This window comes from Novipirellula rosea, from assembly GCF_039541335.1.
Lineage (GTDB): Bacteria > Planctomycetota > Planctomycetia > Pirellulales > Pirellulaceae > Novipirellula > Novipirellula rosea.
In genome coordinates, this window is the sequence record NZ_BAABGA010000112.1 from 38,418 (window position 1) to 64,545 (window position 26,128).

The following is a 26,128-nucleotide window of genomic DNA, read 5'->3' on the forward strand; positions in this document are numbered from 1 at the left end:
GTGCAAATTGTGAAGGAACTTGTCTAGGCCCGAACAAGATATCGTGAAGCGTTCGTTTGCTGTACCGGACGCGATCAACGACTTTATCGCATACGGATCGGCATGTTGCTCGCTTCAATCGCTTTGGTGCCGTAGTTATCGACTTCGTTGACATTCAAACTGTCCGAATAGTTCGCCGTGCGGACGACGTAGATATCGCCATGCTCGTGCTGCAGGACCGCGGCACCATGGTGCCGGGTCAATTCGAGTGTGGCTAGAAACCAGCCGATCAGCGACGATTTGTGGATGCCGCCGGTGACCAGGTCCATCAAATGCACCTGTTCCGAAGTTTGCAGACGTTCGTGAATCCGCTGCATATAGACGTGGATCGGCGTGTCGTCATAGACAACCTCGGTGGCCGGCGGGCCGGCGGCTTCACGCATAATTCGCCCAAACGCGCTGACCAAGTCCCAGATTTCCAGGTCGATGATCGGTTGATCCCCCAAATCGACCCGGCGGGTGGGCAGATCGTCCGACATTCGCTCGTACCGCTGCTGCCACCGACTGCCCATCTCGTCAAGAATCGAGGCGGCGTCGCGGATTTCTTTGTACTGCAGCAGCCGTTCGATCAGCTCGGACTGCGGATCGACAATCTCTTCCTCTTCGCTGTCTTCGACAATTTTGGGCAATACCGCCTGACTTTTCATCTCGACCAACGTCGACGCCAAGTCGAGAAAATCGCCTACATCACCCAAGTCCAACTCTTGCAAAATATCCATATAGCCGAGGTACTGGTCGACAATTTTGGACAAAGACACCTCCGGAAGCGACACCTCCTGGCGACGAACCAAGTAGAGCAGCAGGTCGAGCGGGCCACGATATGCTGGCAATTCAACACGAAAATTCATGGTTTTGCCGAGGTCCCAGGCGGTGCGAACGGAGCGAATGGAGAAGATGGGGGGAGATTGCGAGCGGAAAACGTATCGATCCGCGCCTCACATTAGCTTAGCAACCAAGTTCGCTCTAGACACGTTTTTATGGTCATTTGCCGCGTTTTCGCGTGAACATCCTGTGCGACCGAGCTGTCCTCGCCGGTGGCGACAGCGAAGGTACGCGACGATTCGCTTCGGAACGTGTCTAAGCCCTTGTTGGTTTTTGTCGCCAAAATTATCATGCTACGCTCGACAAAGCGGTTCAATCCAAATCCTCGTAGATGACGACACCCCCCATCTGATGAGCAACGACAACCAGCGGCATGTGCTCAGTGCACTTGTCCAAAACGTTCCAGGCGTTCTGGCCCACATCTCCGGCATGCTTGCCTCACGCGGATACAACATCGATTCGCTTGCGGTCGGTGAGACCGAAGACAAGCATCTTTCTCGCATGACGTTTGTCGTCGTGGGAGACGACCGCGTGCTTGAGCAGGTCGGCAAGCAGCTGGAAAAGATTGTGACGGTCGTCCAAGTGCTGGACGTCAGTAGTCGTGATTACGTCGAACGAGACCTATTGTTAATGAAGGTCAAGGCTCCCGCCGGTCCGGTCCGCAGCGAAATTCGAGAGCTTGTCGATATTTTTCGTGGCAAGATCGTCGACGTCGGCCCTAGCGAAATCATGGTCGAAATCAGCGGTCGTGAGAACAAGGTGCAAGCGTTCATCGAGCGAATGCGTCCTTACGGGATCACCGAACTGGCTCGTACCGGTCGTATCGCGATGGTTCGCAGCGATGCCGGAGTGCCACGCATCAGCGACTCGCCCAAGGTGGTAACGGTCTAACGATTCAACGTTCTGCCGCCCCCCCCAGAGTTTTCTTATACAAACAGACAATTTCTTACTTAACAACCCAAAGATTTGAGCCCCGTTATGGCTGCTACGATTTACTACGAAAACGATGCCGATCTGTCTCACCTCAAAGGCAAGACCGTTGCAATTCTTGGCTACGGTTCGCAAGGTCACGCTCAGGCTCAAAACCTTCGCGACAGCGGATGTGATGTGATCATCGGGCAACGCCCCGGATCGGCAAACTATGACTTGGCCGTTTCGCACGGCTTCAAGCCAATGTCGATCGACGAAGCGACCAAAGCAGCCGATGTCATCAACGTCCTGCTTCCCGATGAAGTTCAAGGCGACATCTATCGCCAACACATCGAGCCAAACTTGAAGCCAGGCAACGTTTTGATGTGCTCGCACGGTTTCAATATCCACTTCGGCCAAATCGAGCCGCCCAAGGGAATCGACACCTTGTTGGTTGCTCCCAAAGGCCCTGGCCACTTGGTGCGTAGCGAATACGAAAAAGGTGGCGGTGTTCCTTGTTTGATCGCACTTGGCGATGGAGCTTCGGAATCCACCAAGCAAATCGGTTTGGCTTACGCCAAGGCGATCGGCGGAACGCGTGGTGGTGTGATCGAGACCACGTTCGCCGAAGAAACCGAAACCGACCTGTTCGGTGAACAAGTCGTGCTTTGCGGCGGCGTTAGCGAGTTGGTCAAGGCTGGCTTTGAAACGCTTGTCGAAGCAGGCTACCAGCCTGAAATGGCTTACTTTGAGTGCATGCACGAATTGAAGCTGATCGTCGATTTGTTGTACCAAGGTGGTTTGAGCTACATGCGTTACAGCATCAGCAATACTGCCGAGTACGGTGACTACGTCAGCGGTCCACGCATCATTACGGACGAAACCAAAGCCGAAATGAAGAAGATTTTGACTGAAATCCAACACGGTGAATTCGCCCGCAAGTGGATTTCGGAAAATCGTGCCGGTGCACCTTTCTTCAAGGCGACTCGCCGTTTGGAGCGAGAGCATGGCGTCGAGCAAATCGGCCGTGGTCTTCGCCGCATGATGACTTGGATCGACGAAAAGGAAGTTTGATCCATGACAACGTCAGATCAATTGCCAGGGCTTCAGGTAACGGATCTGACGCAGATGCAGATCGATACGGTTCGGCGTTGGCACGCCGAGCCGATCGGGCATTCATTGGAGGGACTTTTGGGACTTGTTTGTGACCAACATGCCACCAACTTTCGGTTGTGGCACGAGGAGGACAAGGCTCGTAGTCCCACCGCGACCGATACAGAAATTGCAGCCGTCAAGCGTACGATTGATGGCTTGAATCAGCAGCGTCATAACCAAATCGAAAAAGTGGATGACGCGATTTCCGAAGCCGTTGCTGCAGCCGGCATCCCTGTCGCTGCCGACGCGCCGATCAACACCGAGACGCCGGGCAGTGTGATCGATCGTCTCTCCATTTTATCGCTGCGGCTGTTTCACTACGGCGAGCAGTGTGAACGCAGTGACACCGAGCCCGAGCATCGTGCGAAAGTCGCTCAGCGGCTTGCGGTCTGTGAGACACAGCTGGCCGATTTGTCGTTGTCGCTACAGCAGTTGTTGGATGACATTTTTGCCGGACGAAAGCGTCACAAAACGTATCGTCAGATGAAGATGTACAACGACGCCTCGCTCAACCCCGCAATCTATAACGCAGGCAAGTCATAGCGAATCGTCTTCGCGTTCCCGTAGCGAAAGTCGCGAAGATTTTTGGTGGCATCAGAGTAAACGGGAAACCGACGAGCGGAGTCGTCGGGCGACAATGTGCTTCACCTCCCTGAAAGCTTTGCTTTGGGGCTTCGAAGTGAGCCGTGACGCGTAAGCGGCCGGGTCGGGATCGGGAGAGACGGCGAAGGAAATTGAAAAAGTTAAATTGACAATTGAAAATTGAAAACTGCGAATCGAGGTAGGCCAGCTCAAGTCGCGACAGCGACGCAGACGCTGCAGCATGCAATTTCGTAGCGAAAGTCGCGAAGACTTTTGACAGGCGCAACTTCACCTCCCTGTAAGCTTTGCTTTGGGGGAGGTCAGAGCGAGCGGAGCAAGTTCTGGGTGGGGCCTCGCGGTGTTAGAAATGGGCCGTCCACGTTCAGAGTCACCAGCCCTCCCCGGCCGCTATCGCGTCCGACCCTCCCATAGGGAGGGTGAATTCCCAGCTCCTCACTCTCTTTCCGCTTCATGCCAGAACTTCGCTTCGCCGCGGTCCGGCCTACAGAATGGGCTGGGGCGGTGCAATTGCGTCGCCACGTGACTAATGCGGGCGGCTCTGGTTGTAGAGTTCTCGGATCTCGAAGTCCGACAGCGTGCGGCTGAACATCGCAAATTCATCGATCCGCCCGTTCAAGTTGCGGACAGGTTCGTTGTCGTATTGACGCACGGGACTCCAGTTCCCTAAATCTGCTTTCCCGAATTGGATCTTGTCGACGGGGGGGCGGGGATCCGTCTGCTCACTGCCGACACGCAAATCGAGACGTGCGATCCGTTCGCCATCGAGGTAATGGGAAAGCGTTTGCGACTTCTTATCGACCACAACGGCCAAGTGGATCCAGCGTCCGAGGTCTTCGTAACCAAGGACCGGCTTGCTCACATAGATGCGACGATTCGAGTCGGCGGTTTTAATACCGGCATCAATTTCGCCCGACGATTTGATCTGCCAGTGTAGATGGTCATCCTCGTAGAGATCGGTAAGAAAGATCGAATTGAAGTGTCGGTCAAAACCATCGAGTCGAAGCCACGTGGTCATCGTGACATCCTCGAATTCGCCGGGGATATTCAGCCGTACTCGGTCGCTCGGTTTCTTGAATTCAAGCGAGGGTTTGGCGTCCCAGCGGCCTGGGCTCACTTCGCATCCGACGATCGAACCATCGAGCGCGTTGTTGCCTTTGTCCTCTAATACTTGCGGATTTTGGCTTTGCGAATCAAAGTCATAGAAAACAATCAAGTCTTTGTCGTCTTGGATTTTTTTGCGGTAATCGAGCCACGCTTGATAGCTCTTTTGCTCTTGCTTCGTTTTCCGTCGGCTCAGGTCCACGCTGTTGGTGAACTGGTTGGAATCCGATTCGATCTTTTTCCACTGCTTGTCGTTGCCTTGCTGAAGTCCCTCGCCCGACAAGACGGTTTGCGGAGTGTCCTCGCCCTGTAGCGAATGGACACGGACTTCGCCATCAAAGACGTGCAGTTCTTCGTTGCCATCGGCCCTGATCTCGACTCCAAATTCGGTCCCCAGATCGAGATATTTGGTGTTGAGGGTCTCGATCGCAAATCCGACGGCGGCCGGCGGGACGTAGCAACGGACTTTGCCGTGATGGAGTATCGCTTTCTCCTCCGAGACAAGGTCTAGTTTTGCGGGGCCCTCGACGACCACCATCGCGCCCGAGAGGAAAACGATCTCAAGGATACCGGCGTCGAGATTCAGTATATGGCTGGGGACCACCTCGCCGATCCGCAGCGGCGTTGCCGAAGTGCCCCAGTTTACGTCGACGGCACTTTTGACCAGTGCAATCGATCGATTGTTAACCTGTCGCGTTGGAGGCAGCAGTGGGTTGGATACCGGTCGAGCATGAGGGATGATATCGTGGTCGGCCAGGGGGACGGGCGGCGGCGTTTGGTTTTCTTGCTGATATCGCAGTGAAAAAATAGCAACGCAAAGCGAAGCGACGCAAGCAATCGCCAACGCAATCCACCTAGAGTTCGTTCGGTGTGTCACAGGATCGACCTGTGCGGCGGAGGTGGTGTCCGGATGGTCCAAAGTGTCGTGTTGCATGACCGCAGTTAGCGATGTGCTGTGCAGATTCGGGCTCGCTTGATGGATGTCAAACATGTCGGCGATTTCATTCAACGCCGCGTGAGTTGACATCGTATCGCGAAACTGTTGTCGGCGTTCCGCGCTCGTGCGAAGGGTTGCTTCAAGTTGGTGGAACGATTCCCGGTCCAGCAGTCCAGCGCAATACCGATCGACGAGGTCATCGAATTCGGATGAGGTGACGACTTCTCTTGACATTGATTTTCTATTTTTTGATCGGTTTAGCGATTGAGGCCGTTTCGCTTGGTGTCAACTTAGTTTCGACGCATTGTTTTAATTTGCGCCGCAAGCGGCCGAGAAGTTTGTAGAGTCGATTGACAGGCAGGCTGTGCTTTTCAGCTACGCGGTTGATCGGAATTCCGCCCGCGTAGGCGGACAACAGGAGGTGACGGTCAGGTTCGTTTAGTCGTGACATGCAGTCGCTTAAATAGCGGATGCGATCTTCGGCATCGAGTGAATGTTTGTCCGCAGTGTATTCCTCAGCCAGTGTAGAAATTAGGTCTTCGTCAAGTACGAATCGGTCTCGTGCCAATTTCCGGCGGTACGTCAGGACTTCGAATCGAGCGATCACATACGCCCACTTGAGGAATCCCGAGGGATCCTCGAGCTCATCGAATTTCTTCCATAATACCGTGCTTACGTTTTGCATCACCTCGTCAACCGAATCGCGATCGCAGAGCAGCGTGAATAGAAATGCACGGATGCGGCGTTCGTTGGTTGTGAAAAGCTGAACAAAGTTAGCGACATCTGCATCGCTCTCTGATCGGTCTCCTTGGTCGCTCATGGCCGATCCTAGAGAAGTATCGCTATTAAATTACTGCCGCTGAAACGAACATCCGCCGCTCGTTTTTCTTTTTATAGCGATTTTTTTCTTCGGCATGCATGTTCGCCGTCTTCTGCATCGAGCGGAACGTTGATTGGATGAGTCGCTCTGCTAATCAATCCTTTTCCGAAAAAAACAAATATCTTCAAGTTTTTGTGGTGAGGTTCGGTGTGAGCGGCAGTAACTACTCAGAAACAAAAAGTGACGCGGGTCATTTCCAGGGGGCGTTTTTGAACTCGAATTCGATTTTCTCTTTATTTCTGAGGCAGATTAGATGTCAAATTATTTGGGCCGACACGGTAAGTCAGGTTTCACCTTGGTGGAACTTCTTGTCGTGATTGCAATCATTGGCGTGCTGGTGGGATTGCTGTTGCCTGCGGTGCAAGCGGCACGCGAAGCGGCGCGACGTATGAGTTGCAGCAATAATTTCAAGCAGCTTGGATTGGCAATGCACAATTACCATTCCAGCTTTAATCAGCTGCCGATCCAGGGGACGGGGCCCTACGGTGACGTCAGTAAAGGTCCAAACAATACAGGCAACGAAGGTGCGGCCAGTCGTCGGTCCACAAAACGCCAAGGCAGTGCGCTGATCGGTTTATTGCCCTTCTGTGAATTGACGGGATTGTGGGAGTCCATTTCAAACGAGCAAGTCAGCGACGACGGCGCGATTCTCTATTACCCATTTGGCCCCAATCACACATACGGTGGATCCGACGTAACTCGATACAATCCGGCCGTGACTGAGGTCCCTATGTTTCGTTGCCCCAGCGATCCAGGAGTTGGTTTTCCTGCACTGGGACGCTCGAATTACGCCTTTTGTTTGGGCGATACGGTTTGGAACATTCACCGTGGCATTCTGCATCGAAATAATTCAACTGAGGTTGCCGGCAAATCCAATGTCGCAAATTGCCGAGGTATGTTTGTGGCGCACGCTTCGATGAGATTTGGCGATATTCTTGATGGGTTAAGCAACACCATTGCGATGGGAGAAATCGCAACGGACATGGGCGACAATTTTGCGACAACCACATTCGGTACCAACCAGTCCGATAACAATCTGATTCTTTCCAATCCGTCTGCTTGCGACGTTGCGATCGATGCGTCGCGGCCTACTTTTTATAATCCCGCGAGTGCAAGCTATCTGGCAATGCCAGGTGCTCCGAATATTCTCCGAGGCTACCGATGGACTGCGGCTGGCGCTTGCTTTACGGGGATGACCACAACAAGACCACCCAACAAGCCGCTGTGCGGCCGCTACTCCGCGACGACCAACGCGATCGAGCACGTTGGTTCATTTCCTTCGAGTAGCCGGCATCAAGGCGGCTGCCATGTATTGATGGGAGATGGAGCGGTGAAATTTGTCACCGACTCCATTGAAGCAGGAGACGGAACAACGGGGCCAGTAGACCCAGGTCGTGCAGGTTGCAAGGCAGCCGGTCTGCAAAGCCCCTATGGACTTTGGGGAGCACTGGGCACTCGCTCAAGTAAAGAAACCGTCAGTATTGAGAACCTGTAATTCGATCCTTACTTCTCTTCTATCTTGTTTTCACATTAGAAATGACACGATGAATTTAACGACTATTCTTTCAATGTTTTGGGCGTTGTTATTGGCAACGTCCATGGGCTGTGCTTCAGAAGAACCTCAGAAACTGGAATACACACAGGACCAGCTTCAGCAAATGGATGCTGCCATGGGGATCGATGCTGATGGAAATCCAATCGGAGACACCGAATTTAAAGACTGAGAATGCGATTGCATCGCTGATCGCGTCTGATACTAAAGCTCGTATGAATTGCGGGAGTCTTTGGGGATGCGTGCTGCAAAAGAAGTCATCAGCGCAGATTTCTAAGCGTTATCGCGTTTGCACCCGCAATGACAAAACGAAAGCGGGCGACTTTGCTGTCGCCCGCTTTTTTTATTTGCCACCGCGTTTGCGCTGCTTCAGTCAGCGAAGCCAGCTTATTTAACGACTAAGTTCACCAAACGACCAGGGACGACGATTTGTTTGACAATCGTTTTACCCGCCAATTGCTCGCTCACTTTGGCGTCGGCCAACGCAATTTCGATCAATTGATCCTTGGTCGCGTCGGGTGCCACGTTGATCTTGGCTTTGATCTTTCCGTTGATCTGGACGGGGATCTCGATGCTGCTTTCCACCAATGCGGCTTCGTCCCAATCCGGCCACGCGGCTTTGGCGACACAACCTTCGCCGCCCAATAGCATCCATAGTTCTTCGGCCAAGTGCGGGGCGTAAGGCGACAACAAGATCAAGAAGCTCTTCATCGCTTCGCGCGGACGTTTCTCGCAGCGAGTAAAGAAGTTCGTGAATTCCATCATCCGAGCGATCGCCGTGTTGAAACTCATCGCTTCGGTGTCTTCGGTGACTTTGCGAATCGTTTGGTGCAGCGTTCGCAATTGGTCTTCGTCACACGCATCGTCGGTGATCGCGTCGCACAGCACGATTTCGTCAGCGTCCTGGTCGATGATCATTCGCCAGACGCGGTCCAAGAAATTGCGGACTCCGCCGACACCGTCCATCGACCAGGGCTTGGTCGCTTCGAGTGGCCCCATGAACATTTCGTACAATCGCAGCGCATCGGCTCCGTAATCCCGTACGACGGCGTCGGGATTGACGACGTTGCCGCGGCTCTTGGACATCTTGTCGGCCTTTGCCAAGACCTTGAAATCGGTGCCCGCCAAGAACGTGTTGCCTTTGCGTTTTTCGGTCTCATCGTCACTTAAGTCCGAGCCATCGGCTTGTTTTAAGATAACGGATGCTTTGTCGCCATCGTCCACGCGATCGCCACAGATTCCTTTGGCATCGAGATCGGCCTTAGCGGCTTGGTAATCTTCGTCGCTCATGTGGTATTGGGGCGAACCGAGGATCATGCCTTGGTTGACCAGCCGGCCAAACGGTTCGGGGGTACTGACGTGCCCGCGATCGTAAAGGACTTTGTGCCAGAATCGCGAGTACAGCAAATGCAACACGGCGTGCTCCGCTCCGCCGACGTACAAGTCGACTGGCATCCACTGCTTTTCTTTTTCTGGATCGATCATCGCTTGATCGTTCTTCGGATCGATGTATCGCAGGTAGTACCAACATGAACCGGCCCACTGAGGCATCGTGTTGGTTTCGCGGCGGTAGCGTTTGCCATCGATCGTGACGTACAACCAATCGTCATCAGCTTTGGCCAACGGCGGTTCGGGGCGTCCATGCGGCTTGTAATCTTTTAGATCAGGCAATCGCACGGGAAGCTCCGCAGCGTCCACGGCTCGCTTGACCCCGGTGGGCTCGCCGTTTTCGTCGAGCTCATGCAGGATCGGGAACGGTTCGCCCCAAAATCGTTGGCGACTGAACAGCCAATCACGAAGTTTGAAATTGACTGCCTCACTGCCCTGCCCTGATTCGGACAACCATGCTGTCACAGCCGTTTTAACTTCGTCGGTGGTTTTGCCGTTGAAGTCGCCACTGTTGATCGCCCGGCCTTGGGCCGCGAAACAGACTTCGCCCGCCAGGATCGCATCGCGGTTAGGGTCATCCGCTGCGGGGTCGACCACGGGAACAACTTTCAAATCGAACTGTTTGGCAAATTCAAAGTCGCGTTCGTCGTGAGCAGGAACGGCCATGATCGCCCCGGTTCCGTAACCCGCCAACACATAGTCGGCGACCCAAATTGGGATCGCTTCGCCGTTGACGGGATTGATTGCCGTCGATCCGGTGAAGACACCGGTTTTGACTTTGTCACCTTCGGTGCGTTCGCGGTCACTTTTAAACGATGCTTTCTCGCGGTACGCGTTGACGGCCTCGGACTGCGCCGCAGTCGTCAAGCGATCGACCAACGGGTGTTCGGGCGAGACGACCATGTAGGTCGCTCCGAACAAGGTGTCAGGACGGGTCGTGTAGACTCGCAAGGCATCCTCGCCTGCTTCGGCTGGGAACGCGTTCTTGGCACGTTCGGCTTTCCAGGCGTCAAAGTGTTCGGCGTCGCCGATGTAGAAGTCGACTTCGGCCCCGGTGCTGCGGCCAATCCAATCGGTTTGCAGTTTCTTGATCCCGGTGGGCCAATTCAATTCATCCAATCCGTCGGCCAACCGCTCGGCGTACGCGGTGATCCGCAGCATCCATTGACGCAGCGGGATGCGTTTGACGGGATAGCCACCGCGGTCGCTTTTACCATCGATCACCTCTTCGTTGGCCAAGACAGTGCCGAGTTCTTGGCACCAATTCACCAAGGCGTCGTCTTGGTAGGCCAATCGCTGGGAATCGCGATAGGCTTCGATTGCCGCGTCGCCTTGCGATTGCACCTCCGCCGGGATCGGCAATTCCGCGATCGGACGGCCTTTTTGGGCTTCGCTATCAAACCAGGTGTCGTACAAAACGAGAAAGATCCACTGAGTCCAGCGAAAATAATCTTCGTCGGTGGTCGCCAGTACCCGGTCCCAGTCATAGCTGAAGCCCAACATTTTAAGTTGGCGGGTGAAGTTATCGATGTTTTTCTGGGTTTGAACGCGAGGATGTTCACCGGTTTTGATCGCGTGTTCTTCGGCGGGCAATCCGAATGCGTCAAATCCCATCGGATGCAGCACGCTTTCGCCTCGTGCGCGAGCAAAACGCGAAATGATGTCGGTCGCCGTGTAACCTTCGGGGTGCCCGACATGTAGCCCATCACCACTGGGGTAGGGAAACATGTCCAATACGTAACGTTTTTTGCCTGTTGGAGTTTCCGGAGTGGCAAAAGTGTGGTTTTGTTCCCAATAAGCTTGCCAACGAGGCTCAATTTCGGCGGGATTGTAACGAGGCATGGAAGATTCGGCTTTGGCGTAAGAGGGGAAAATCCGGAGCGTTCAAAGGGAGAATTCTAGGAAATACGGGGGCAGATGAAAGGTGGACCCAAAATTGCGGATTTTCGTTCGGCCGCGCCCGCAAATTCACCCTCCCTCTGGGAGGGTCGACCGCTGAAAGCGGTCGGGGAGGGCTGGTGAATTCTCGCTCGAACGTCTACTTCTAACACTCCGAGCCCCACCCAGAGCCGGCTACCGCCGACTCTGACCTCCCCAAAGGGGAGGTGAAATCAGTTCACCCTCCCTCTGGGAGGGTCGGCCGCAGGAAGCGGTCGGGGAGGGCTGGTGAATTCTCGCTCGAACGTCTACTTCTAACACTCCGAGCCCCACCCAGAGCCGGCTACCGCCGACTCTGACCTCCCCAAAGGGGAGGTGAAATCCGGTTTGCCCTCCCTCGGGGAGGGGGGCGCGGGAAGCGGTCGGGGAGGGCTGGTGAATTCTTGCTCGAACGTTCCACTCCTAACACTCCGAGCCCCACCCAGAGCTGGCTACCGCCGACTCTGACCTCCCCTGTGGAGAGGTGAGTTCGTTTCTGTCCTCCCATTTCGCGGTTGACGTTTCCGCTTGGGAATCGTTACAGAGCAAGCACCATGAGACTCACGTTGCTTCGTATGACGCTGCTTTGCGCCGGGATTGCCCTCGGCGTCGGTTGTCGTTCGCGCGCTTCGATCGCGATTTGGACGCCTCCGACGCTTCAATCCACCGTAGGCAAACGAGTGGCGGTGGCCCAAGTGGTCGGCCCCGAGAAAATTGCGAAAAAAATACAACAGCAACTCATTGCCTCGGCTCCCGCCGATGACGGACGGGAACTCGATCTCGTCGATTCGGAAACGCTGCAACAGAAATCCGCGATTCGCTTGGTCGCTGCGACCGAGGATGAATCGAGTGATGTGGCGCTCGCTTCGGTCGCTCGCCGCGAGGGATATGACTATCTGCTTCGTGGTGAAGTGCTTCCCGAACGGACTCACGGAACACGTCCGGCCGATCCCGATAAACTGACGATCTCGTGGCGTTTGACCGCGATCGACGGCCATTCGGCCTCGGGTGGTAAACCGGTCGTGGTGGAACGCGAGGCGGCGGTCAAACGTTATCCTGACTTGGCGCTGCTTACCGATCCCGACGAACAATTGGTTGCGGCCGCGGTGCGTGAATCCTACCGATTGTTGTCGCCATCACTTGAGCATGAAACCGTCTCGCTTGCGGCCCCCATGCTGACGCTCGGAAAATCAGATGTGCTGCGTGGCAACGCTGCGGCGCGGCGAGGTGACTGGCAGCAAGCGACAGAGTATTGGACCAAGGTGGCTGAGGAGCATCCGATGCAGGCTGCCGCAACGCACAACTTGGCATTGGCTGCTGCCGCTTCACAAGATTTCTCGCGAGCGAAACAGCTCGCTCGCAAAGCGGTCCGGCAATACCCCATACCGATGTACCAGCGGACATCGGTATGGATCGAGCGTGCCCAGCGGCAATACCACAAGGCATTCAACTTGCCGGATCCGCCCGAAGGCTGGTTCGTGACCCGGCGATAAAGTTTAGCAGGTGATCGCCACGTCGCGTCTAACCCAACTCTTCGAGTCGGCCGCTGCTGTCGCCGATCGATTCGGCAGGCGTTCCCATTTTGTCGAGCATCGACAGGAATAGATTCGCCATCGGACGCTCGGACTTGGTTTCAATGTAACGTCCCGTGCGAATTTGTCCGCCAGCACCCCCGGCGAGCACGATCGGCAAGTCTTCGTGGCGATGGCGATTGCCATCACTAATTCCGCTGCCGTACAACACCATCGACTGATCCAGAAGTGTGCCTTCGCCTTCCTGAATCGACTCAAGTCGCTCGAGGAAGTAGGCGAATTGCTCAACCAAGTAGCGGTCGATCTTTTTCAGCTGGGCTACTTGATCTTCCTGATTGCGATGATGGCTCAGTTGGTGGTGTCCTTCTTTGACATCGATTTCCGAGTAGCGGCGACTGCCGCCGGCGGAGTCAAGCATCAATGTGGCGACTCGTGTTGTATCGGTTTGGAACCCGACAGCCATGATGTCGTACATCAGTCGAGCGTGTTCACGAAACGCTTCGACACGACCATAGGGAACTTCCAGATCCGGCATCGCGGCACGGTCGGCTTGCTCGCTGCGCAATATTCTCGCTTCGATTTCACTGACACTGGTGAAATATTCGTCGAGTTTGCGTTGGTCCGATCGCCCCACGTTTTTCATGAGTCGTTTGGCGTCTGCGGCGACCACATCCAGGATACTCTTGCGATAGAAATCGCGTTCGCGACGCGCCGAGTCACTGCCCGAATCAAACATTCGTTCAAATGCCATCCGCGGACTGACTTCTTTGGGCATCGGTTGCGATTCGCTACGCCACGAGATGTTGGACGAATAGGCACAGCTGTAACCACTGTCACAACTGCCCGCGTTTCGGCTCCCTTGCAAACCAAGTTCGATCGATGGCAAAGTCGTCTTGCCGACCAACTGGTTCGCTGCGACTTGATCGACCGAGATACCGAGTTTGATATTGCTGCTGGTTTTCACAGGGCGAGCGGCGGTAAGGAAGGTCGAGCCGCCTCGAGCGTGATCGCCTGCACCGTCTTTGTGCGCCCGCCCGTTGTCATGCGCAAGCCCCGAGATCACATTGATCTTGGATTTGAATGACTCCAGCGGTTTCAGGGTCGGAGAGAGTTGCCAATCGTCGCCGCTGCCGGTCGGTTTCCATTCCGGAACGATTACCCCGTTAGGAAAGAAAATGCACGCCATGCGAACCGGCTTCTCAGCCGTGGCGGTTGCACTGGACGCAAACGCGCTTCGCGCAATCGGAGTCATGGATTCGAGCAGTGGTAGCCCCATGGCAAGTCCGGCACCGCGAAGCATCGTTCGTCGATTGATTGGCTGGCTCATCGTGTTCTCCTCCAAGAGATATTTTAGTTCGAACGCAAGTGGTTCTGAAAGGGACTACTACGCACCACTTCAAGAATTAAATCCGTAAAGCGATATTCATCTTTTGCTGTGTTTTTCGCGATCAATTCGATCACACAGCGATCCGCAGGCGACAATTCACGACCGAGTGAAAAGGTCAATAGACGACGAATTGTGGTTCTGGCGAACGCATCCTTCTCGCTATTGCCCAGCATCTCGGCCAGATCGGCGGCACCCGAAAAGCGGCGGCCACCGGGCAATTCGCCGGAGGCATCAATTTTTGACTTGGTCGTCGATTCGCGAAACTGACCGACCGCGTCAAATTGTTCTAATCCAAATCCGAGTTGATCCATCACGCGGTGACATGCTGCGCAACTTGGATCGGCACGGTGGATTTCGAGCTGTTCGCGGAACGACGCGTTGGCGTCCGCGGTTTGCGTTTCCTCTAGCTCCGGGACTCCCGCCGGTGGATCCGGTGGCGGCGTGCCAAGGATGTTCTCCAAAATCCATTTGCCTCGCTGTACCGGCGAAGTGCGATTGGGATTGCTTGTCAGCGTCAATACGCTGGCATGCGAAAGGACTCCGCGGCGTGGTGTTGATTTAAGAGACACCCGTTCGAATTGTTGCTTGCCACTGTGTTGAGTGTTGTAGAATCCTGCGAGTTGCGGATTCAAAAACGTGTAGTCCGCAGTCAGCAGTTCGTGTGCAGGACGATTCTCGCGAACCAGATGCATGAACAATCGCTCGGTTTCTTCGGACATCGCATTGGCAAGCGAGTCGTTGTATTTTGGGAACAGTTTTTCATCGGCTTCATGCCCATTCAGATTGCGAAGTCCGAGCCACTGTGCTGCAAATTCGCTGCCGAGTGCGTCGGCTCGATCATCCTTCAGCATGCGTCGAACGTGATCTTCGATCACCTTGCCTTTCAGCTTGCCTTCGTCGGCGTCCTTCAACAACGCCTCGTCCGGCGTGCTGCTCCACAAGAAATAGGATAGTCGGGTTGCAAGTTGATGCTGCGTAAGTTTGCTGTCGGCAGCCTTGCCCTCCGCGTTTTCGGTCTCTGCGGGAGTTTCGACGCGAAATAGGAAGCGGGGTGACATCAAGATTCCGGTGACTGCGATTTGCAGTCCGCGATAGTAGCTCTCGTCTCGCTTGGTGGCGATTTCGACCAACGAGGCAAATTGCTTGACTTCGTCGTCAGTGACTGGTCCGCGAAATGCTCGTCGCATCAGCGGTTTTAGACATTCGCTTGCCGATTCGACCACGTTCTTCCACTGTTTTTTACCACCGTCGTAGCTGGCGGTTTTGCGAACGATTTCCAAATGTGACTTTGGCAGTTCATCTTTGCGCGATCCCCGCGGTCCGTCCAAGCTAAGACGACGAACCATGTGAGGATACTTTTCTATGTCGAATTTGCCACTCGGTTGCAACGCCTTCTTGCTGTCAGCGTGCTGCTTATCGATGACTTCTTTGGTTAAGTCACCATGTTGCTTGAACTTTGTTTTGCCGACCTCGGCGTCCTCAGTAAGCGGTGCGATTTGGAATCGGTACGATCCTTTTTTTAGTCGGAAGCGTTTTTCTTCGCTCTGACTGCCACCGCTGCCGCCGTAGTATTTGAGTTTGTATTTCGCGAGCAAAATTCCATCGTTGTCGAAGATGCCAAATTCCCCCGGTTCGGCCTTCTCATCCGTGACCCCGCCATAAAGACGCACCGAGTATTCGCCATCGACGGGAACGTCGACTTCGGTCCACACATAAGCGTCGGGGGCAAGGAAGCGACCATTGAAACTTCCCGTTTTTGATTCGCCGCGAACATACAAACGATCACTCGCGAGATCGGCATCTAGTTTGGGAAGCGTTGCCGGATCGATGATCACATGCGAGGCGACTTCTTCGGCCGCTTCGAAATACTTCTCCATCAACAATGGGGACAACGTTAAAACGTCACCGTTGTTGTCGAAACCTCCGCCTACTTCATCCGACGGAAACGCGTTGGCGGGGCGAAGGTCGATATGAAATAGATCGCGAATGGTGTTGTTGTATTCGGATCGGTTCAATCGGCGTGTGGTTGCATTGCTGGGGGCACGACGCGAATTGCAGGCGACGCTGTAGAGGATTTGTTCCAGCGACTCGACCAAGGCCTTGCGTTCTTCGTCGCTGGGTAGATCGGCGTCATCCGGAGGCATGGCACCGAACCGCACGATCTCGAGCACTCGTTCCACCGATCCGAGGTCCGCGTCGATCGACTGTATGTCTTTGTAGACGTTCAGATTGAGACCCGCATCGCCATCCTCGGAACCATGGCAATCGACGCATAAACGCTCGACAAGCGGCCAACCGGTGTTTTGCCACAATTCGACCGAAGCCAGCAGATCGGCAGAAACGTCTTCATGCTGGCCCGAGGCTTTTTCAGCAGTGGCTTCTTGTTGAGCGACGGCAGTCCGATTCCCCGCAAAGCAGAGGGCAATGCTCAACAGGAACATGATCGCGCGAAACGGCATTGAGAGAAAATGCAATGAATTTCTTGGGTGGGACGGGAAAACAGTCGCGAGTCACCGACTTGGTGGCGTCGGTTGACGATTCACGATTCGGCTAGGAATCGTGGCAGTGCGATGTTGAAGGGGTGGGTGGTAGGGTGGGATGTGATGGAAATCACACTGCTGATTATTGTACGAGATTCGCAGGGTGGATCCAGCATAATTTAGCCGTTAACGCTGTGGAAACGGCTGTGTTTGACAAAATTCGGCTGAAAATGGGACGGAAAGTCGCCATTTTGTTGCAAATGGGTGGGGCCGGGGCGGTGGTCTGGGGGACTAAACAAACCGACAGGGGCGTCCGTTTTCGTCGACACAGGCGATCGTCGAAGTTGCTTCGACCACCAATTGATCGCCTCGTTCAATGCGATATTGGTGATAGAGCCGGACTTTCTTGGCGTCCACCAGCGTGGTTGTCACGGTAAGAACATCGTCAAATTCAGCCGCAGCGAAATACTTAATATTCATTTCGGTCACAACTAACATCCGGCCAGACGCTTCGAATTGCTTGTAGCTAACCCCGCCTGCACGCAGCATTTCGACCCGGCCTCGCTCGAAATAATTCAGATAATTAGCGTGATGAACGCGTTTTTGTCCATCGGTTTCGTTGTATTCGACGCGAACTTCGATTTGGTGAGTTGAGCCGTTTTTCAGTAGATCCGAATCCATCAAGCTTCCTGTTTATCCGTTTAATCGTGCGAAATTGGTCTGAATTTGACAATTCTGTGTCGTCTCGGTGTTGAGCCCAGAATTGGCGAAGATTGACCGCGAATGTGGTCGAAGCGTAAACTTCTTCTTGATTTTCTATCAGTAATCACGCACAAAAACGAGCTTGCGATGAGCGTTGGCGATGGATCCGATTCAGTGACCGCATATCAGACCTCGCGTGGTCGAAATTATCCGGCACTTCGCCAGTTCACGGTTTTCTTGGAAAACCGCGTTGGCCAGCTCTTGGAAGTGGTCAAACGGTTCGAAGGGACCGGGATCCGCATTTGCGCCCTCTCGATCAGCGATGCTGCCGAATGCGCGTTCGTGCGTTTTTTAGTAAGCGATGCCGATCGTGGACGCGAAATTCTTGAACGCAGTGGTTTGGCGATCATCGAGACCGATCTGATCGGTGTCGAATTGCCAACAGGCCCGCAACCGCTGCTGCGGGTTTGCACGGCGCTTCTGCAGGCCGAATTGAATATCGTGCAAGCCTATCCGCTGCTGGTCCGGCCTCACGGCAAACCGGCCGTGGCGATCATGGTCGAAAATATCGATTTCGCGATGAAGACGCTACTCGAAAAAGGCTTCCAAATTTTGACCGAAGGCGACTTGGAAGATAATCCCATCAACGAGCAGTAATTGAGTAGGTAGGCCGGAGACCGCAGCGGAACGACGTTCCGGCATGAAGCGGAAAGAGATTGAGGAGTGAAAAAAACGTGCAGGGCTGGTGACGCTAAACTTGCACGTTCCATTTCTGACACCGCGAGGCCCCACCGGTGAGCCGGCTACCGCCGACTTTGACCTCCCCATTGGGGAGCTGAAATCCAGTTGCCTTCCCAAAATAGGTTTTGGGGAGGTTCCGTTTGGGGCACTCTTATTCGATTTCGGGCGGGTAGCGTTTGATCCATTCACGCAGTGTGCCTCGGTGAATCCCCAGCATGTCGGCGGCGGCGGCTCGATTGCCCTCGGTATGCCGGAGCACGATTCGAAGCAGCGTGGGCATCGCCGCGGATTGAAACCGTTCGTTCAGATCCGTTAGATCCTCGCTGCCCGCCGATAATTCCTGGGTCGTCCACGCTGCTACCGCTGAACCGAGCGAATCCACCGGCGTCCTAGCGATGACGCTACTGTTTTGTCGTTCGTCGGGAAAGTCGCTCAACAGCAGCGGTCGACCTCGCGCGATCACCGATGCATGCTCGACCGCGTTACGCAGTTCGCGAACGTTCCCCCACCAAGACCGCTGCTTCAACGCCTCGATCAGCGAGGGATCCGTTGCATTTTTGGGCGACGGGTAGCCCAATCGCGTCAAAAAGTACTCGATCAACATCGGAATGTCTTCGCTGCGATGTCGCAGCGGAGGCAAGCGAATCGAAACGGCGCTGAGTCGATACAGCAAGTCTTCGCGAAACGTACCCTCTTGAACAGCTTGTTCAAGATCCCGATTGGTTGCCGCGATGATGCGGACATTGGATCGACGTGGAGCGATGTCGCCGACGGCGGTAAATTCGCCCTGCTCCAAAACTCGCAACAACTTGGCCTGGATCGCCAAGGGAAGTTCTCCTATTTCGTCAAGCAGAATCGAACCTTCGCTGGCGAGTTCAAACAATCCGGTGCGGTTTGAATCCGCCCCGGTGAAGGCACCTTTAACATGCCCAAATAGCTCGCTCTCAATCACCGTTTCGCTCAGCGACACCGGAGCAATTGGTAGATACGGTTTGTCGCTACGGCGACTGTGACGGTGGATGGCGGCGGCGGCCAATTCTTTTCCAGTGCCTGTTTCGCCAGTGATCAAAACGGATAGGTCACTATCAGCTACCAATGCGATCTGGCGAAACACTTGTTGCATTGCTGCCGATTTTCCAACTAATAGCGAGGCGTCGCTCGGCGGAATGTTCTCGGGTTCGTCCGGTTGTATGCGTCCGCCGACTCGAAGAGCCTGTTCACACGCTTTCGCAGCATCTTCGAGCCGGAACGGTTTGGTTAAATAATCGCAAGCTCCGGCGTGCACGGCTCCCACGGCGGTTTCGAGATCGCCAAACGCTGTCATCACGATCACCGGAGCTCCGTTTGCAGCGGCTTGTATCTTTGGCAGCGCGGTGATGCCGTCTTCGCCCGGCAAGCGAACATCCAGCAAGATTAGATCAAGCGGACGCGACTGAGCGATTGCAAGGGCGTCTTCGGCGGAGGAGGCGATCAGCACCTCGTGCCCTGCGGCACTGAGTAAACGTTCAAAACCCCAGCAAATAGAGGGTTCGTCATCGACGACAAGGATGCTGCGTTTTGCGTTCATGAGGGCTTGTTGGCGGATGGCGTCGGAGGCGTGGTGCTGGTTTGAATGGTCATCGTGAACCGAGTCCGTCCGTCGTGACGATCCCATTTTACGCTGCCGCCATGACGTTGTGCGGTCCGTCGAACCAGCGGCAGTCCAAGGCCAAGACCTTCGGGTTTGCTTGTCACAAACGGTTCAAAGATTTCGTCTGCAAGATGTTCTGGGGGACCAGGGCCAGTGTCGGAAATCACAATCTGGCATCCCTGTTCTTGCAGTTTTTCTACACGAACACGGACTTCCGATCCGACTTCGATCGCATTGAGAATTAAGTTGGACACTGCCGCCGAATAGCTTGGGCCATCGCCAATCATGACCTTATCAAGATCCTCAGCGAGAGACCACTGTAACGGGACGTGGCGATGTTTGGCGATCGGATTGATACTATTTTGCAGATGTTGGATGCAATCGCTCAGTCGTTCGGGACGGTCCTCGTCCTGTTTTCCGGCGGCGACAAGCGTGAGCTGACGCACGTAGTCTTCGGTTTGTTCGATCTGGTCAATCGCAACTTGAAGAGTGCTGTCTTGGCAATCCGAGCAACTTCGTTGATGTAACTCGATTGCCATCCTTGCTCCCGTCAAACTGTTACGTAATTGATGGGCCAAGCCGGAGGCGAGTTGGTGCAACAGTTTTTCGCCCTGAGTGCGAGTTAATTGTTGCCACATTTGCGCAAGTTGATCCGACATTCGTTGGACTGACGCGCCGAGTAAACCCAGTTCATCGATTGGATCGGTGGGGATTTCGGTATCGAAGTGCCCTTCGGCAATCTGGTTCACCTGACGCTGTAGATACGACAACCGATTGGTCAAGCGATGGGTGATCCAGAACGTCACGGAGGACAGCAGTAGGATGGTCGAGAAACCGGTTGCCAGCGGAAATGCGGCCGCCCGGACTTTGTCGCGATGCAAGTCGTTGTAGCTGAACAGCACGGCGATGCGGTCGACGCCGTCGTTACCGGCCGCAGGACCTTGGCGAGAAAATAGGCGATACAGAAAAACTTCCGAACCCATCGTTACCGTTTGGAATTTGCTGGGGTGGGCGGAATCCAGAGGCAATGTCCAACGGTTGTCCGTGACGGGGATCGATGCATTAATCACGTTTCCTCGCTTGCCGATCGTGATCAATTCGGTATTGGTCAGATCGGAAAGCGATTGGGTGATCGATTGAGTTAATGGAAACGGAGCTCCGCGGAGGGTCGCTTCAATCGATTGGTAACGGGTCTCGATCTGTTCACGCGACAGACGATCCCCCGAGCGATAGGAGGCCCAAGCGACCACGACCGCCGCAATCATGGAAACCATGACCAACGGTAGCAGCAAGCGGAGTCGGAGCGAGCGGAAACGGGGGCTCACGAAGAATGTCTCTGAGGATCGAGGCGAAACGCTCAATCATACTCAGCGGACGTCCGATCGAAAACGCGGCAGTTGCGGCGGCGGTTTCTTCGCCCACGCGGTGGGAAATCCGCCGGCGCAGGAGGATCACTCCTGCTCGACGAACCGGGATCGGGATGCAAACGGCCGGGTTAGGCTTTGACGACCCGAGTCTCTGAAGCGATGCCATGTGTGGCATTGCGAGTGTCAATTACCAATTGTGACCAGTCACATAGTTGTTGGTAATCGACGTTGGCATGGGCGGTTGCAATCAGCGTCAAATCGAAACTTTCCACCGTGGCTTGGTCCCATTCGATCGACTTCGTGCCTGCCCAATGAGCGTGTTCGCGACTCGGGCGAATCACGGGGATATAAGGATCGTAGAATGCGACTTCGGCACCGGCATTCTTAAGCATCTCGAGGAGGATATAGCCAGGCGATTCGCGATCATCATCGACGTTTGCTTTGTACGACAACCCAACCAATAGCACTTTGCTGCCGTTCAGCGGTTTGCGAACCGAGTTCAGCGTTTCCGCGACCTTGTGGACCACGTAAGTTGGCATCGAGGTATTGATCTCGCCCGCCAATTCGATGAAGCGAGTGGCCTGGCCGTACTCGCGCGCCTTCCAGGTCAGATAGAACGGATCGATCGGGATACAGTGTCCTCCGAGCCCTGGGCCGGGATAAAACGGCATGTAGCCAAACGGTTTCGTTTTCGCAGCTTCGATGACTTCCCAAACGTCGATTCCCATCGCTTCGTAGACAACTTTTAATTCGTTCACGAGAGCGATATTGATGCTGCGAAAAATGTTCTCGAGCAGCTTGGTGGCTTCTGCGGCGCGGCAACTCGATACCGGCACCACACGCTGGACGGCGCGTGAATAGAGTTCGATCGCTTTCTCTAAACATGCAGGCGTCAATCCGCCGACAACCTTGGGGATCGTCGCTACCTTGCTATCCGGGTTGCCTGGGTCTTCACGCTCAGGCGAAAAGGCAAGATGGAAATCTTTGCCGGCGGTCATTCCAGAACCTTCTTCGAGAACTTTGCGTAAGTCTTCGTCCGTGGTGCCTGGATAGGTGGTCGATTCCAACACGACTAAGATGCCGGGTTTTAGATAAGGAGCAATCGCAGCGCCGGTTTCTAGAATGTACGAAATGTCGGGTTCGCGGTTCTTGTTGAGCGGACTCGGCACACAAATCACAACCGCCCGCGATTCACTGACCAACGAAAAGTCGGTACTCGCTTTTAAGCGGCCCGCATCGACTTGATCGGCGATCGATTCGGCCGAGATGTGGTGGATGTACGATTTGCCTGCGTTGATCGCATCGACTTTGGCGGCATCGATATCCAACCCCAAAACTTGGCAGTCATTTTTGGCAAATTGGAGTCCCAAGGGCAGTCCGACGTAACCGAGTCCTACAATGGCAAGATCGTTCATGAAAATCGTGGGTGCTGAGAGAAAAAGAATGTCTATTGGTTAGAACGTATAGTGATTCAGAGGGGGCCGTTTTGCAATGTGCCACTCCGGCAGGACCACGCAAATAAGTGGCCTTGCTGATCCTGCCCGGTCGAACATTGTCCTGTCGAATATTGCCCCGGCGAATATTGCCCGGTCGGACCTTAGCCGGGAACCGATTTTAAGTACTGGCCATAATCATTGTTGAATTGGCTCGCCAAAGTGAGCAATTGATCTCGATCGATGAAGCCGTTGATGTAGGCGATTTCTTCGGGACAGGCAATTTTTAAACCTTGGCGTTTTTCGACGGCGGCAACGAAATTGCATGCATCAAGTAGTGAGTCCTTCGTTCCTGTGTCGAGCCAAGCAAAGCCACGCGAAAACAGCTCGACCGTCAGTTCACCTTTGTCCATGTAAATTCGATTGACATCGGTGATTTCCAGTTCGCCACGCGGTGATGGTTTCAGGTTTGCAGCGATCTCGATGACCGAATTGTCGTAAAAGTAGAGACCGGGGACAGCAAAGTTCGATTTTGGTTTTTGAGGCTTTTCCTCGATCGAGATGACGTTGCCGTCCGAGTCGAATTCGACGACACCGTAACGCTCGGGGTCGGTCACACGGTAGCCGAACACAGTGGCCCCGACCTCTTTCTGGGCGGCCGCAGCCAATGTTTTTCGAAATCCTTGACCGTAAAAAATGTTGTCGCCCAGTACGAGCGCAACGCGATCGTTGCCAACAAAGTCGGCGCCAATCACGAACGCTTGGGCCAGTCCCTCGGGTTTGGGTTGCTCCGCGTATTGCAGATTGATGCCCCAAGCGGACCCGTCGCCAAGCAGTCGTTCAAACGCGGGCAGGTCATGAGGCGTCGAGATCAGCATGATGTCTCGAATCCCCGCCAACATCAGAGTCGAAAGCGGAAAATAAACCATCGGCTTGTCGTAGATAGGGATCAGCTGTTTGCTAACCGCGCGAGTGGCGGGATGCAATCGAGAGCCAGAGCCGCCAGCAAGGATGATACCCTTCATCTTCGACCTATTCTGTGTTTTGGATTTGCGAAGTTGTAATCAAGTTTGCATTGCAAACGTAGGGTGACGCTTCTCGGTAATCGCCAACAAAATACGCTCGTTCCCAGGGCAGGAGTCTGGGAACCCGTGCTGTCGTTCGCCGAGAAGTGTCCTTATTCTTCGTTGACGGGAGTCCACGATTTCAACGCTTGCTCGATTGCATCGCGAACCGGCGTCAAATGGATTCCTGTGGAAAGCAACTTCGAACTATCCATCACACAGTTCGAGCGAGGCGTTTTTGCAGCGAGTTTCATGAACTCGCTCTCATCATCAAAGAATGCGAATTTTTTATCGGGTAACAAGTGTTTGTTGATCAAGGCCGCGACTTCGCGCGTCGTGATTCGGCCTGGATTGGTGATGTTATAAATCCCGGTGTCGGCACGCCTGGTCCAAGTCTGATAGCTCGCACGCACAAATTCGTTCAACTGGGAAATTGAATTGGTGGCTTCCAGCAGCGTATCGTAACGCATCAATTTGGTCAGGTAGTTTCGCGGTGTGGCTTCGTGATTGAATGGGATTCGTAACCGCCAGATATAGCAGTTTTCGGCATTCGCCAAGACTTCTTCGCCGAGCGCCTTGGTTCCGGAATAGAAGCTGCAATTATTTGTACGAAAGGAAAAGTTCGGCGTGTCGTCTTCGCGGAAACCACCGCCATCCGCACGTTCGCCGGTGTAGATACAGCCAGACGAAACATGCCCCCAGCAAAGGTCTTCGGATTCGCATGCTTCACGAACAATCCCAGGCAAGACCGCATTGCCCATCAAGCAGTCGGCTTTGTGCAGTTCGCAGGCGTCGACGTTTGGTTTTCCCGTGTAGCCCGCTGCGTTGATAAGAAATTCGGGTCTGGTTTCCCGAATCAAGCGGATCAGTGAATCGCGGTCGGCATAATTAATCTCTCGTCGCGAGACGCCTCGATACGAGATGCCTTGCTGGTCAAATAGCTTTGTGAATTCGCTACCGATGTAACCACTGCTGCCAAGGATTAAGATCATGCCGAGTCACATTGGGGGTATACCGGGTGATGAATTGCCGAACGAATCGTGTTGATTCGTTCTTGCATCAACGCCGTTGGACAAAAGCCGTGCCAAAGCAGCTAGTTGCTTTTGCCGATTGCAAAGATTTCGAATCCAATCTTCGTTAACTTTTGTCGGTCCAAGATATTTCGCCCGTCATAGACAAACGCTGGCTTTTGCATTGTGTCATAAATTCGATCGAAGTCGAGTTTGCGGAATTCATCCCATTCGGTAAGTAGGGCGATTGCATGTGCGTTTTTCGCAGCATCGTAGGCATTGTTGACGACCGTTACATTGGACTGGACAAGTTCACGGTCGGTGTCCGAGATGGTCCCAGACAAGTCGCTGAGTGCTGTCAACAATTCCGAAACGATTGTGTCCTTGGAAACTTTGGGATCATAAATGACCAAGCGAGCACGCTCGCGAAGCAAATCACGACAAACATAGATGGCGGCACTCTCGCGCGTATCGTTGGTGTCTTTTTTGAACGCAAATCCCCAAATCGCAATCTTTTTGTCGCTGACGGTGTTAAACATCGTGCGGCAGATGCGTTCGGCAAAACGACGTTTTTGGTAGTCGTTCATGATCACGACTTGTTCCCAGTACTCTGCAACTTCGCGAAGCCCAAAATGTTCGCACAGATAGACAAGATTCAAAATGTCTTTCTGGAAGCAACTGCCTCCGAAACCAACGGACGCCTTCAGGAATTTGGGGCCAATTCTCGAGTCGGTGCCAATCGCCTTGGAAACTTCGTCAATGTCGGCTTCGGTGGCTTCGCACAATGCCGAGATCGCATTGATGCTAGAAACGCGTTGAGCCAAGAAGGCGTTTGCAGTGAGCTTGGATAGTTCGCTGCTCCATAGATTGGTCGTCAGGATTTTTTCGCGAGAAACCCATTGTCCGTACACGTCGGCCAAAGCGTTGACCGCTTCTTCCGATTCGCCTCCAATCAGCACCCGGTCGGGATCGAGTAAGTCTTCGACGGCGGTTCCTTCGGCAAGGAACTCTGGGTTGCTTAATACATCAAAAGTCGCTCCGTTACTGGACGACGAAAGGATGCGTTTGACTGCTTCGGCGGTACGCACGGGAAGCGTCGATTTCTCGACGACGATTTTGTGCCCCTTGGATACTTTGGCAATTTGGCGTGCACATTTTTCAATGAATTCAAGGTTCGCGGCACGGCCTGCCCCGATTCCGAAATGTTTTGTCGGTGTGTTGACCGCGATGAAGATCATGTCGGCTTCGGTAATCGCTTGATCGACATTGGTTGAAAATGTCAGATTGCGTCCCCTCGCTTCACGCACGACTTCATCCAATCCGGGTTCATAGACCGGCAGATCGTCGGAGTTCCATGCATCAATCCGTTGTTGATTCAAATCGACAACGTGAACATGGATCTTGGGGCACTGTTTGGCAATCATCGCCATCGTAGGGCCACCGACATAACCAGCGCCAATGCAGCATATCTTCATGGG

At 54.1% G+C, this 26,128-nt stretch carries 20 protein-coding genes; 7 read left to right on the plus strand and 13 right to left on the minus strand.

All coding sequences use genetic code 11. From position 1 onward, the window contains the following. Positions 1–83: 83 nt before the first annotated feature. Complete coding sequence (locus tag ABD971_RS31845; protein ID WP_339946606.1) at positions 84–887, minus strand: segregation and condensation protein A; 804 nt, start codon at positions 885–887, stop codon at positions 84–86. Between the two features lie 325 nt (positions 888–1,212). Between ABD971_RS31845 and ilvN the strand changes: the two genes are divergently transcribed. From ilvN to ABD971_RS31860, 3 genes are all read left to right on the plus strand, one after another. Beyond that, the gene (gene ilvN, locus ABD971_RS31850; protein ID WP_339946607.1) at positions 1,213–1,752 is read left to right on the plus strand and encodes an acetolactate synthase small subunit; all 540 of its coding nucleotides are present in this window, start codon (positions 1,213–1,215) and stop codon (positions 1,750–1,752) included. An 87-nt stretch (positions 1,753–1,839) separates the two neighbouring features. Beyond that, the gene (ilvC, locus tag ABD971_RS31855) at positions 1,840–2,844 is read left to right on the plus strand and encodes a ketol-acid reductoisomerase (protein WP_339946608.1); all 1,005 of its coding nucleotides are present in this window, start codon (positions 1,840–1,842) and stop codon (positions 2,842–2,844) included. A 3-nt stretch (positions 2,845–2,847) separates the two neighbouring features. Continuing rightward, positions 2,848–3,468: a DUF4254 domain-containing protein gene (locus tag ABD971_RS31860; protein ID WP_345327759.1), complete on the plus strand. Its 621-nt coding sequence runs from the start codon at positions 2,848–2,850 to the stop codon at positions 3,466–3,468. Between the two features lie 583 nt (positions 3,469–4,051). Here ABD971_RS31860 and ABD971_RS31865 read toward each other — a convergent pair. Together ABD971_RS31865 and ABD971_RS31870 are read right to left on the minus strand one after the other, a co-directional pair. Beyond that, positions 4,052–5,800, minus strand: coding sequence for a LamG domain-containing protein (locus ABD971_RS31865; protein WP_345327760.1), 1,749 nt, complete (start codon positions 5,798–5,800; stop codon positions 4,052–4,054). 7 nt (positions 5,801–5,807) lie between these two features. After that, positions 5,808–6,386 carry a sigma-70 family RNA polymerase sigma factor gene (locus tag ABD971_RS31870; RefSeq protein ID WP_345327761.1) on the minus strand — a complete coding sequence of 193 codons (579 nt, stop codon included), beginning with the start codon at positions 6,384–6,386 and terminating at the stop codon, positions 5,808–5,810. Between the two features lie 313 nt (positions 6,387–6,699). On the opposite strand from ABD971_RS31870, the gene ABD971_RS31875 reads away from it, so the two are divergent. Beyond that, entirely contained in the window at positions 6,700–7,941 is a 1,242-nt protein-coding gene (locus ABD971_RS31875; protein WP_339946587.1) for a DUF1559 family PulG-like putative transporter, read from the plus strand. A 49-nt stretch (positions 7,942–7,990) separates the two neighbouring features. Next, positions 7,991–8,170, plus strand: a complete 180-nt coding sequence (locus ABD971_RS31880) for a hypothetical protein (protein ID WP_339946586.1) — start codon at positions 7,991–7,993, stop codon at positions 8,168–8,170. A 215-nt stretch (positions 8,171–8,385) separates the two neighbouring features. On the opposite strand, the gene leuS is transcribed toward ABD971_RS31880, so the two are convergent. Beyond that, the gene (gene leuS, locus ABD971_RS31885) at positions 8,386–11,229 is read right to left on the minus strand and encodes a leucine--tRNA ligase (RefSeq protein WP_345327762.1); all 2,844 of its coding nucleotides are present in this window, start codon (positions 11,227–11,229) and stop codon (positions 8,386–8,388) included. Between the two features lie 629 nt (positions 11,230–11,858). On the opposite strand from leuS, the gene ABD971_RS31890 reads away from it, so the two are divergent. Further along, entirely contained in the window at positions 11,859–12,797 is a 939-nt protein-coding gene (locus ABD971_RS31890) for a hypothetical protein (protein WP_345327763.1), read from the plus strand. A gap of 28 nt (positions 12,798–12,825) precedes the next feature. Here the strand turns inward: ABD971_RS31890 and ABD971_RS31895 are convergent, their stop codons facing one another. From ABD971_RS31895 to ABD971_RS31905, 3 genes are all read right to left on the minus strand, one after another. Then, positions 12,826–14,163, minus strand: a complete 1,338-nt coding sequence (locus ABD971_RS31895; protein WP_345327764.1) for a DUF1552 domain-containing protein — start codon at positions 14,161–14,163, stop codon at positions 12,826–12,828. Positions 14,164–14,186: 23 nt separating this feature from the next. Continuing rightward, positions 14,187–16,697: a DUF1592 domain-containing protein gene (locus tag ABD971_RS31900; protein WP_345327765.1), complete on the minus strand. Its 2,511-nt coding sequence runs from the start codon at positions 16,695–16,697 to the stop codon at positions 14,187–14,189. Positions 16,698–16,994: 297 nt separating this feature from the next. Continuing rightward, the gene (locus ABD971_RS31905) at positions 16,995–17,384 is read right to left on the minus strand and encodes an acyl-CoA thioesterase (protein WP_345327766.1); all 390 of its coding nucleotides are present in this window, start codon (positions 17,382–17,384) and stop codon (positions 16,995–16,997) included. 168 nt (positions 17,385–17,552) lie between these two features. Between ABD971_RS31905 and ABD971_RS31910 the strand changes: the two genes are divergently transcribed. Continuing rightward, the gene (locus ABD971_RS31910) at positions 17,553–18,062 is read left to right on the plus strand and encodes an acetolactate synthase (RefSeq protein WP_339946580.1); all 510 of its coding nucleotides are present in this window, start codon (positions 17,553–17,555) and stop codon (positions 18,060–18,062) included. Between the two features lie 235 nt (positions 18,063–18,297). On the opposite strand, the gene ABD971_RS31915 is transcribed toward ABD971_RS31910, so the two are convergent. The 6 genes from ABD971_RS31915 to ABD971_RS31940 all read right to left on the minus strand — a co-directional run bounded on the left by ABD971_RS31915 (position 18,298) and on the right by ABD971_RS31940 (position 26,125). Continuing rightward, complete coding sequence (locus ABD971_RS31915; protein WP_345327767.1) at positions 18,298–19,713, minus strand: sigma-54-dependent transcriptional regulator; 1,416 nt, start codon at positions 19,711–19,713, stop codon at positions 18,298–18,300. Then, positions 19,710–21,101 carry an ATP-binding protein gene (locus ABD971_RS31920; RefSeq protein WP_345327768.1) on the minus strand — a complete coding sequence of 464 codons (1,392 nt, stop codon included), beginning with the start codon at positions 21,099–21,101 and terminating at the stop codon, positions 19,710–19,712. Before ABD971_RS31920 ends, ABD971_RS31915 begins: the two co-directional genes overlap by 4 nt. Before the next feature lie 170 nt (positions 21,102–21,271). Further along, the gene (locus tag ABD971_RS31925) at positions 21,272–22,558 is read right to left on the minus strand and encodes a nucleotide sugar dehydrogenase (protein ID WP_339946577.1); all 1,287 of its coding nucleotides are present in this window, start codon (positions 22,556–22,558) and stop codon (positions 21,272–21,274) included. Positions 22,559–22,740: 182 nt separating this feature from the next. Next, positions 22,741–23,601, minus strand: a complete 861-nt coding sequence (gene rfbA, locus ABD971_RS31930; protein ID WP_345327769.1) for a glucose-1-phosphate thymidylyltransferase RfbA — start codon at positions 23,599–23,601, stop codon at positions 22,741–22,743. A gap of 152 nt (positions 23,602–23,753) precedes the next feature. Beyond that, entirely contained in the window at positions 23,754–24,632 is an 879-nt protein-coding gene (locus ABD971_RS31935; protein WP_339946575.1) for a sugar nucleotide-binding protein, read from the minus strand. Positions 24,633–24,733: 101 nt separating this feature from the next. Continuing rightward, positions 24,734–26,125, minus strand: a complete 1,392-nt coding sequence (locus ABD971_RS31940) for a UDP-glucose 6-dehydrogenase (protein WP_339946574.1) — start codon at positions 26,123–26,125, stop codon at positions 24,734–24,736. Positions 26,126–26,128: the final 3 nt, after the last annotated feature.